General features: G+C 43.7%; 9 protein-coding genes and 1 riboswitch. Of the genes, 6 read left to right on the top strand and 3 right to left on the bottom strand.

What is annotated here, in order from left to right; all coding sequences use genetic code 11:
• Positions 1–166: 166 nt before the first annotated feature.
• The 3 genes from FKN08_RS15830 to gbpA all read left to right on the top strand — a co-directional run bounded on the left by FKN08_RS15830 (position 167) and on the right by gbpA (position 4,172).
• Positions 167–1,648 carry a deoxyribodipyrimidine photo-lyase gene (locus FKN08_RS15830; RefSeq protein ID WP_170892505.1) on the top strand — a complete coding sequence of 494 codons (1,482 nt, stop codon included), beginning with the start codon at positions 167–169 and terminating at the stop codon, positions 1,646–1,648.
• Positions 1,649–1,728: 80 nt separating this feature from the next.
• A complete protein-coding gene (locus FKN08_RS15825) occupies positions 1,729–2,229 on the top strand; it encodes a fasciclin domain-containing protein (protein ID WP_046875719.1) in 501 nt (166 codons plus the stop codon).
• Positions 2,230–2,501: 272 nt separating this feature from the next.
• Positions 2,502–2,602: riboswitch (cyclic di-GMP riboswitch) on the top strand.
• Positions 2,603–2,708: 106 nt separating this feature from the next.
• Positions 2,709–4,172 carry an N-acetylglucosamine-binding protein GbpA gene (gbpA, locus tag FKN08_RS15820; RefSeq protein WP_170892504.1) on the top strand — a complete coding sequence of 488 codons (1,464 nt, stop codon included), beginning with the start codon at positions 2,709–2,711 and terminating at the stop codon, positions 4,170–4,172.
• 53 nt (positions 4,173–4,225) lie between these two features.
• Here the strand turns inward: gbpA and FKN08_RS15815 are convergent, their stop codons facing one another.
• Together FKN08_RS15815 and FKN08_RS15810 are read right to left on the bottom strand one after the other, a co-directional pair.
• Positions 4,226–5,098, bottom strand: a complete 873-nt coding sequence (locus FKN08_RS15815; RefSeq protein ID WP_048625429.1) for a patatin family protein — start codon at positions 5,096–5,098, stop codon at positions 4,226–4,228.
• Positions 5,099–5,277: 179 nt separating this feature from the next.
• A complete protein-coding gene (locus FKN08_RS15810) occupies positions 5,278–5,919 on the bottom strand; it encodes a MarC family protein (protein WP_170892503.1) in 642 nt (213 codons plus the stop codon).
• Between the two features lie 195 nt (positions 5,920–6,114).
• On the opposite strand from FKN08_RS15810, the gene nfsA reads away from it, so the two are divergent.
• Positions 6,115–6,837 carry an oxygen-insensitive NADPH nitroreductase gene (gene nfsA / locus FKN08_RS15805; RefSeq protein WP_145472302.1) on the top strand — a complete coding sequence of 241 codons (723 nt, stop codon included), beginning with the start codon at positions 6,115–6,117 and terminating at the stop codon, positions 6,835–6,837.
• 65 nt (positions 6,838–6,902) lie between these two features.
• Here the strand turns inward: nfsA and FKN08_RS15800 are convergent, their stop codons facing one another.
• Positions 6,903–7,796 carry a hypothetical protein gene (locus tag FKN08_RS15800; RefSeq protein WP_170892502.1) on the bottom strand — a complete coding sequence of 298 codons (894 nt, stop codon included), beginning with the start codon at positions 7,794–7,796 and terminating at the stop codon, positions 6,903–6,905.
• A gap of 455 nt (positions 7,797–8,251) precedes the next feature.
• On the opposite strand from FKN08_RS15800, the gene FKN08_RS15795 reads away from it, so the two are divergent.
• Together FKN08_RS15795 and FKN08_RS15790 are read left to right on the top strand one after the other, a co-directional pair.
• The gene (locus tag FKN08_RS15795) at positions 8,252–9,370 is read left to right on the top strand and encodes a polysaccharide export protein (RefSeq protein ID WP_053808252.1); all 1,119 of its coding nucleotides are present in this window, start codon (positions 8,252–8,254) and stop codon (positions 9,368–9,370) included.
• 130 nt (positions 9,371–9,500) lie between these two features.
• Complete coding sequence (locus FKN08_RS15790; RefSeq protein ID WP_047009636.1) at positions 9,501–9,941, top strand: phosphotyrosine protein phosphatase; 441 nt, start codon at positions 9,501–9,503, stop codon at positions 9,939–9,941.
• Positions 9,942–9,983: the final 42 nt, after the last annotated feature.

Raw genomic sequence — 9,983 nt, 5'->3', positions numbered from 1 at the left:
CTGAACAAGGCGTAGCCATTCTTGCTGAGATCTATGCTGAGACATTTTCGAGTACCTTTAACGATAAAAGTTAAAGGTTACGACGTTTATTAAAAGGATTGAATGAGTCGATTTAAAGACGCTTACGGATCATTTGCGTACAACATCGGAAACAAAGAGGATTCCGATGCAAACAATCAATGTCGTGTGGTTAAAACGAGATTTAAGACTGACTGACCACCAGCCCTTAACACAAGCATTGTCGTCAAAGCACCCAACGGTACTTTTATATATTGTTGAACCGTTGCTGTTAAACAACCCTCACTATTCTGAGCGTCACTGGCGATTTGTTTGGCAATCATTGCAAGACATGAATGAGACGCTCAAAGCCTATGGACACCGCATCACGGTTCTGTTTGGCGATGCCTTAGCATGTTTTCAATCAATTCAAATGCAATATCAAATCAACGCTGTGTTTTCTCATCAGGAAATAGGGCTCAACTGCACCTTTGAGCGCGATAAGCAAATTGCCGACTGGCTGCATGAGCAGAACATCACGTGGTTTGAGTTCGAGCACGGTGCTGTTATTAGAGGAGCAAAAGACCGGCAGGGTTGGGACAAACATTGGGATTTGGTCATGAGAGCCTCCATAAGCCCTCTTGAGCTGCAAACCAACTTGTTGCATTCATTGGATGCAGAATCACTCGGCTGCGCGTTTTCGCCACCTTCATCCTGGCTATCAAAATGCAAAGGAATGCAAACGGGAGGAAGCCAACTCGCTTGGAAAACACTGGAAGATTTTTTCAATCGACGAGGTCGCGATTATTATCGAAGCATCTCTAATCCTACGGCCTCACGTACAGCCTGTACTCGCCTTTCTCCATACCTCGCTTGGGGTAATATATCCTTGCGTGAAGTTTATCAATACCTATTGAAACACTGGCAAGTAGCTGGGTTTCGTCGCAGCTTAATTGCGTTGTCTTCACGGCTGCATTGGCACTGCCATTTCATACAGAAATTCGAGTCGGAATACGACATGGAGTTTTACTGTGTTAACCGGGCTTACGAATCGTTGATTAAACAAAGTAGCACTTTCGATGAAGAAAAGTTAGCAGCATGGAAATCTGGATATACTGGCATACCTTTGATCGATGCCTGTATGCGCTGTTTGCATCAGACTGGCTATATAAACTTTCGCATGCGCGCCATGCTGGTTAGTTTTCTCACTCATCACATGAACATGGATTGGCGAACTGGCGTGACGCATTTAGCGCAACTATTCCTCGACTTTGAGCCTGGTATTCATTACCCACAATTCCAAATGCAAGCCGGGGTAACTGGGACCAATACAATCCGGATTTACAACCCGGTTAAGCAAGCCCAAGAACATGACCCTGATGGCGCGTTCATCTATAAATGGGTGCCTGAATTGCAAATGGTCCCCACCCCACTATTGTTCGAGCCCTGGACAATGACACAGATGGAAACCGTCATGTACCACTTGAAACCGGATAGCCGTTACCTAGCGCCTATTGTCGACCTAAATAGCGCAGCTAAAGACGCAAGGGAGCGTCTATGGGCATGGCGGAAACGGGCCGATGTAAAACAAGAAGGCAAGCGGATTTTAACGCGACACGTGAGGCCATCGAAAGAAAGCAGGGCTCGTTGATCATCTTTTCATTTAGATGCGTACAAACGAAGACATTCTCTAGGGAAACCGTTGTACCCCCAACTCGTAAGGAACACATTATGTTTAAACGTATCTTGGTTATCACGGCTACATTGATGGCGACTTTATCTTTTATGCTTCCCGTCAAGGCTCATGAGCATGGCATGATGAAGGCTGATATTGTCGACGTTGCCACTGAAAACGGCTCTTTCAATACACTTGTCGCTGCAGTGAAAGCGGCTGATCTAGTCGATACACTCAAAGGAGAAGGCCCATTTACTGTTTTTGCACCAACGGATGACGCTTTTGCAAAACTGCCTGACGGTACAATCGATATGCTCTTAATGCCGGAAAACAAAGACAAGTTAGTATCCATTTTGACTTATCACGTCGTCCCAGGGAAAGTAATGGCTGCCGATGTTGTTAAGCTGGACAAAGCAACTACGGTTCAGGGGCAAGACGTGATGATTAAAACCATGGGCGACAAAGTCATGGTCAACGATGCAAATGTAATGGCAACCGATGTGAAAGCTAAAAACGGCGTCATTCATGTTATTGATACCGTCATTATGCCTAAATAAAATGATTCGGAGGGCGGTATATTCCGCCCTTTAAACGGTGCTTCTTCTATCCTTAATACTGCCCCTTCCCACCTTCAACCCAACAACTAGCAACCCATTCACTCCAACTATAAAAAACACAAAAACAACATCAAAACCAATGCCTTAGAAACAAAACAGCACAATATCAATGAGGTTGGCGTACCGTTACCTTTCAATTTGAGAACATGATTCCATGTCAGTGTCGTTTACTTTTCCACATGTAAATTATTGAGCTAAATTTTGGCTGCTCAATCACATTTCGGCAAACCATTCGAAAGGGTGGGACGCAAAGCTTCCGGTCTGTCAGCATTCCATCATCAAAAGTAATGCTCACGATAGCGGGGTTGCCATGTTGCAACACTACATTGTCCAAATGTATGGATTCATGCAGCGTTGCTTCGTGCTCAGCATGCGCCGAGGTGTGACATTAATTTGTCAGCCATAACAGAGGACATGTGATGAAATCCTTCCCAACCAAATCCGTACTTGCATTAGCACTTGCAAGCATTAGCTCAAGTGCTGCGGCTCACGGCTACGTATCAGAAACCAATGATGGTGTCGCTGCAAGTCGCGCGGCACTATGTAAGTATCCAACACCTGATACTAACGAAAAAAATAATAACTGCGGTGCCATTCAATACGAGCCACAAAGTGTTGAAGGTCCTGATGGTTTTCCACAAACAGGGCCTCGCGATGGAAAAATAGCAAGTGCCGAAACCGCTCTAGCTGCCGCTCTTGATGAACAAACTGCCGACCGCTGGGTTAAACGTCCTATTCAATCAGGTACACAGACTTTTGAATGGACATTTACCGCTAACCATGTGACGCGTGACTGGAAATATTACATCACCAAACCTGATTGGAACCCAAATGCCTCACTATCACGCGACTCGTTTGATCTGACTCCTTTCTGTGTAGTCGACGGCAATATGGTTCAACCTCCAAAACAGGTGAGCCATCAATGTAATGTGCCTACGCGAGAGGGGTATCACGTCATTCTGGCGGTATGGGATGTTGGCGACACAGCGGCTTCATTTTATAACGTGATCGATGTGAAATTTGATGGTGACAGTCCAGTCATTCCAGATTGGACGCAAGGCGGTCAAATTATTCCGACGATGGATTTAAATGTTGGAGATTCGGTTTATACACGCGTATTTGATCAGGCGGGTGAAAACATAGCTTATCGAACCGAGCTAGAAATTACCGATGCAGTCATGGGCAAAGCGAAAAATTGGTCTTACGCTCTAGCAACGAAGATCAACCAAGAGCAAACTAAACTGCAAGCTGGACAGTATGCCGAGGATAAATTCACTCCTGTTTATGGTACTAACCCGGTGTACCTGCAAGCTAATAGCGGCCTTGAGCGTGTAGAAATCGGCTACAAGATAGAAACTCCCGCTCCAGAGTACTCACTCACAGTAGATGGCTTAGCAGACGAATATATTATTGAGTCAACACCGACAACGTTGGATCTGACACTCACTGCTGAAGGCGATTTAAACGCAGAACTCACCGTGTACAATCACCACCGTGAGCCACTTGCAAGCTGGGCAGACGAAATGAAAGACGGCTCGGTGGAGGCAGTATCGCTCGCTTTAAGCAAATCAGAGCCTGGTCACCATATGCTCGTGACTCGTATTAAAGACAAAGATGGCAACTTGGTGGATCAGCAAACGCTCGACTTTCACTTAAAAGAAGAGTCAGTAACGCCACCACCATCTGGCGAGTACGATTTTGTCTTCCCTGAAGGGCTATCTAGCTACACAGCGGGCACAAAAGTGCTTGCAAGCGACGGTGCCATTTACCAATGTAAACCCTTCCCATACTCTGGTTACTGTGTACAGTGGAAAGAAAGCGCAAACCAATACGAACCAGGAACAGGTTCACACTGGGAAATGGCTTGGGACAAAGTCAACTAAATCGCCCTTTGAACGTTAAGTAAAAAGAGCCTCGCTATGAGGCTCTTTCATTATCAAACGCAAAAATGGCAGTTTTCCCGATCTAAACCATGAACACCTGACAAATTGGCCAAATGAGCCCGCCCTTCAATCAGCCCCATTTCATAACCTTCCAATAGAACGTTTTGTCGCATTGATAAGCGCTGAACAGGAAAATTATCTGGTGGTGCAATCACTCTGACATGCGTTCCCGGTGGAGGGTTACGAATAAATTCCAACGATTGATTGTAGTTATCTGCACGTCTTAACATCGCGTCCGCCATTTTAGGATGTTCGGCAAATAACTTCTTCATCAGCCATGTGGTTTTTACTGGCTTCTTGGCATAATTTAGCGGGTGAGAAAGCACAACGGTTATGTCGCGAGCCCCGCGACGATAAGCCTCACGCACCGGGATAGAATCTGCAACCCCGCCATCGGTATAGCAGCCTCCAGAAAAGCAAGGGGTGTGCTTGTATGCAATGGGTAACGCTGTTGTCGCTTCAATCGCATGATGAAAATTATCACGCGTCACGCGATAATAGTCTGCCTGTCCTGTATCTACATTCGTCGTCGCTGCCAGAAAAGGAATACCATTAAACAGTTTATTTTCATCGACGGGATACAAACGATTAGACTCTTCAAACAGCCACTTCACATCAATGAGATCCCCACCTTTAACGAATCGAGTCGGATCAAAAAAGCGTTTACTCGTTGCCAGCTTAGTAATGACATTAATGCTGCGATGTGGATAGTCGGTCAAATAACCAATCAAGTTTGATGCGCCAGCAGATACACCAATGGCAAAATCAAACGGTTTATAACTCTGCTCTAAAAACGCATCTAGCACTCCGCTTGCGAAGACACCTCGCATCGCGCCACCTTCCACTACAATTGCTTTTGTTGCCATATTTCCCCCATTATTCTTGCCAAAAGAGTAATGAAATTCGTGCAATCAAAACAATTGAATATTCTTATTATTGAAATAGGTGAAGTCTATTTATTTCTTTCTTAGAAAGTGAAAACTAAAGTTCAAAAAATCCACACCTGCTAGAAATGTAGGTGTGGATTTAGACGAGAGGGAAACGCCTAAGAGAAAACAGTTTTATAGGCTTCGCCCGCGCCATCAATAAACATTTGAGTACCGATAACCGCTAGGATTAAGCCCATCATTTTCGTCACGACGTTCAGAGCACTCGGTCCAACTGCTTTGACCAATTTGTCTCCAAATAAAAACAGTATATAGGTAATAATACACAACACAGCAAAAGAAACGATGGTAATAATGGTTTGATCAAAACCACCCGCCGTAGCAAAGTTCATCGCGGTAGCAATCGTTCCAGGCCCTGCTAATATCGGCATCGCAAGTGGAGAAACGGCAATGCTCAACGCCGCCTGCTGCTGCGCTGGAGAATACGCTTTCTCTTTAGTTTTCTGATGCGTCGAATCACCTTGAAGCATATTAAAACCGATCAAAAACACCAAGATACCGCCCGTTATTCGCAAGGCGTACAGCGTGATACCAAACAAATCAAAAATTAATTTACCGGCGATCGAAAATATCGCAATGATGACAAATGCAATAAAAACCGAACGAAGCGCCATGGAACGTACGGTTTCCCTATCCTCATCAGCCGTTAAACTCAAAAAGATAGGAATATTGGCGATGGGGTTCATGATCGCAAAGAAGCCCATAAACACCGTGACTGTATGAACGATGAGTTCTTTCATATTTTCCACTGCAGTTAAATTGTTGATTCTAAAAACAGTATATACGCTCTCAAGCAGAACGAGTGATGTATTCTCTATTCATCTTCACACTTATGCGCTAAGCATTGTTTTTCTTTTGAGATAGTTTACCGACTCATCAAATATCGCTAAGGTGAGGCTTCAGCCTTTACATGTAACAGGGGATGTTAAGTCACCATGAACAGTACGATACAAACAATTCTCAATCACCGCTCAATTCGAAAGTTCACCTCGCAACCTATTGAAAGCGAACAATTAGAAACGATTCTACAAGCTGGCCTTGCGGCGTCTTCATCAAGTATGTTGCAAGTCGTCTCAATTATCCGCGTTACCGATAAAGAAAAGCGTACGCTATTGGCACAATATGCGGGGAATCAAGGGTACGTTGAAAGCGCTGCTGAGTTTTTGGTGTTTTGCATTGATTACCAGCGCCACGCCAGTATCAATCCTGATGTGCAAGCTGATTTCACCGAGTTAACACTTATCGGTGCTGTTGATTCTGGCATCATGGCACAAAACTGCTTACTTGCGGCAGAGTCTATGGGACTAGGAGGCGTGTATATTGGTGGCTTACGAAACAATGCTCAAAAAGTCGACGAGTTACTAGGCTTACCTAAAAATACAGCCATTTTATTTGGTATGTGTCTTGGTCATCCAGATCAAGCCCCTGAAGTTAAGCCACGTCTACCTGCTCATGTCGTGGTGCACGAGAATCAATATCAAGACCTAAATTTGGATGATATACAAGCTTATGACCAAACCATGCAAAACTACTATGCAAACCGTTCGAGCAATCAAAAACAAAGCACTTGGTCACAAGAAGTCACCAGTAAACTAGCTGGCGAATCACGTCCGCACATCCTGCCTTACTTAAACGGTAAAGGGCTCACTAAAAGGTGATGACCACAGTACGATAGGATCAAAAAAGGCCTCTGAAGAGGCCTTTTAATTATCAGTACAGTTAATTAGTTACCGCCTGAACCACCTGATGGCGGATCAACAGGATCAACTGGTTTGCCTGGCTTCGCATCTGGAATCGGTGGCACTACCGGTTTGAAATCATCTACAGGTTTTCCTGCTTCGATCTCTTTTTCAACCTGGTTAACAACATCTTTAGTATCTTCTTCAGATACCTCTACGTAAATAACATCACCAGAATCATTTTTAGGGTAATTTGGGTTCTTCTTAATTACCTCTTCAGTTACAGCTTTGGCTGCTACTGAAATTGCTTTCGGAGAAGCCGTAGGGTTCGCTTTAATGACATCTGAAACTACATTCGCTGTAGCAACCAGTTTAGTCGCTAATGCTTTTGTTGCAGCATCACCACTCTCATCTAACTGCTTAACTACACTTTCAGTATTGCGAAGCAAATCATTAACTGAAACGCCCATCGCATTGACATCAAGACCTAAATCAGTAAACACTTGCTCTGCAACCTCTGGCGTGTAAATTGCACCTTCTTCCAAAGTATCCGTTACTAGAGTAGTAAACGGTGAACCTGTTACAGGTGCATCTGCTTGCGCTAGACCTTTTGGAATTTTGTAATCAGTTGTAATACGTTTACCATTAGATGCATCTACACTCTTATCAGTGTGCTTTAATGTGAAAGTACACTCACTTGGAGCACTAACTACGTCTATGTGACTAATGCGCGCATAGCCAACCATACCTTTGTAGTTTGTTGTCAGTTCATCAGCCTTACCTTTTAAATCTCCACCACAGTCGTAAGAGACTTCCATGCCGATAACAGCTGGATCATAAGCCTGTACTGAGTATGTTTTTACCTCAGGATCGCTGTCACTACCACAACCTGCTAGTAGGACTGCAGCCACACTTGCCGTTAAAAGTTTGATTTTCAAAATTAGCTCCAATATTTGTTGTTATATCCGACCGCAACAGGAAGCATAACGGCAGTTGCATATAGTGTAAATAGGATGCATACAACTTTGGCATGAGTTTTTTCACATTCCTGCCTGTTTACATGTGCAAAATCATGCATTCATCTCAATAACGCTAAATAGACATAATTTTGTCATGTATTCGTAAGTATTTTTTAAGTATGTAGTTGCCTTTATTGCAACCAGATGGATAATGGTTGACTATTTTTGTGGGGTAGATTTTTCACCTTCATAAATGAAACTAAGAGCTCTAAGTCGCTAGCAGCCATTTGGAGTGTTTATTACACAAATAATTCTGAATGGACTCGCTTTCTAAAGGCTTAAAACTGCAGTAAATCGTCAACATTGATGAAATGCAGTTCAATTAGAATGAATCAATTCCAGTCGGCAAACTTTCTTTCGGTAGTTATAAACCAATGAACACATTTAATAAATTTTTGGGGATATCAGTACTTCCTATACTTCTTACAGGGTGTACTCTGCCTGGTAGCCATCTTTCGGTCAGTGACAAAACAGTAATGAGCACTGAATCGAGTGATATAGAATCACAGGTTACGGTTTATCCTTTAACTTTGGAGCGAGTGACCTCTTTAAATTCAATAGATCCTTTTTCAAAACCAAATCCAGAGTTAGATATTGAAATCGCCAAGTATGAATACGAAGTAGGACCTGGTGATATCTTAAATATTACTATTTGGGACCACCCAGAGCTCACGATCCCAGCTGGCTCATATCGTAGTTCAGCCGAAGCAGGTAACTGGGTGCATTCGGATGGCACGATCTTCTACCCTTACATTGGCGTTGTAAACGTTGAAGGTAAAAACGTTCGCCAAATTCGTGCAGACATTGCCAACCGTCTTGCAAAATACATTGAGAGCCCGCAAGTCGATGTAAGCGTTGCAGCATTTCGCTCTAAAAAGACTTATGTGACTGGCGAAGTGAACAAGCCAGGGCAACAACCAATCACAAACATTCCTCTTACACTTCTTGATGCCGTGAATAGAGCAGGCGGACTGGCAGCCGAAGCCGATTGGCGTAATGCAACACTGACGCGAAACGGTGTGGTTGAAAATGTCTCTTTGTATGCTCTGATGCAACAAGGCGACTTAACTCAAAACCGTCTTCTAAAGCCAGGTGATATTGTTCATATTCCCCGTAACGATGCACAAAAAGTATTTGTTATGGGCGAAGTTAACGATCCAAAACTACTCAAAATTGATCGCAGCGGTATGAGCCTTACTGAAGCTCTAAGTAGCGTTGGTGGTATTAATGAAATCTCCGCCGATGCTACTGGCGTTTTCGTCATCAGACGTTCAAAAGAAGAAGCTAAAATGGCGGACATCTATCAGTTAGATGTTTCTGATGCTTCTGCTTTGGTGATTGGAACAGAGTTTGATCTCAACCCATACGACATAGTCTATGTAACAGCCGCGCCTGTTAGCCGTTGGAACCGCGTTATTGCTCAACTTGTTCCAACCATTTCCGGCTTTAACGAATTAACCGAAGGTGTACTACGAGTACGCACTTGGCCGTAAAAACGACGTGCCGCAAGAAAGTTATCTCTTGCGGTACGCATTCAATAGTTACGTAGCTCAATTGTGCAATATAAAGAAGCAAGCAATTCAGTTGGGATCATAGGCATACAATTTAAAATAGGGTAAGCATTTGTTTTCTAATATTCTTGTCGTCTGTGTAGGTAATATTTGCCGCTCTCCAACAGGAGAGCGGCTTTTGCAGTCTTTACTACCAAACAAACATGTCGCGTCAGCGGGAATCGCGGTGGATAAAAGTCATTTAACAGGAAAAGCTGCTGATGATATGGCAACCACCATCGCGAACGAACATGGCGTAAGCTTAGATGGACACGAAGCACGACAATTAACACCTGAGCTTTGCGCTCAATACGATCTGATATTGGTTATGGAAAAAGGTCATTTAGAAGCCTTAACCAAAGTCGCTCCTGAGGCACGAGGCAAAACGATGCTATTTGGACAATGGATAAATGAAAAAAACATCCCTGATCCATACAGACAAAGTAGAGAAGCCTTCGAACATGCTTATACGCTTATAGAAAAAGCAGCAAAAGCGTGGTCTCAAAAACTATAAGCCGCAAGGCTAAATAAATAAACGCCAATGGCAAGGTATTTA

Origin of the sequence: Vibrio sp. 1-2 (7-a) (assembly GCF_013048515.1) — a bacterium.
Taxonomy (GTDB): domain Bacteria; phylum Pseudomonadota; class Gammaproteobacteria; order Enterobacterales; family Vibrionaceae; genus Vibrio; species Vibrio diabolicus.
The sequence above is the reverse complement of the archived record's forward strand: the minus strand, read 5'-3'. Positions and strand labels throughout refer to the sequence as shown.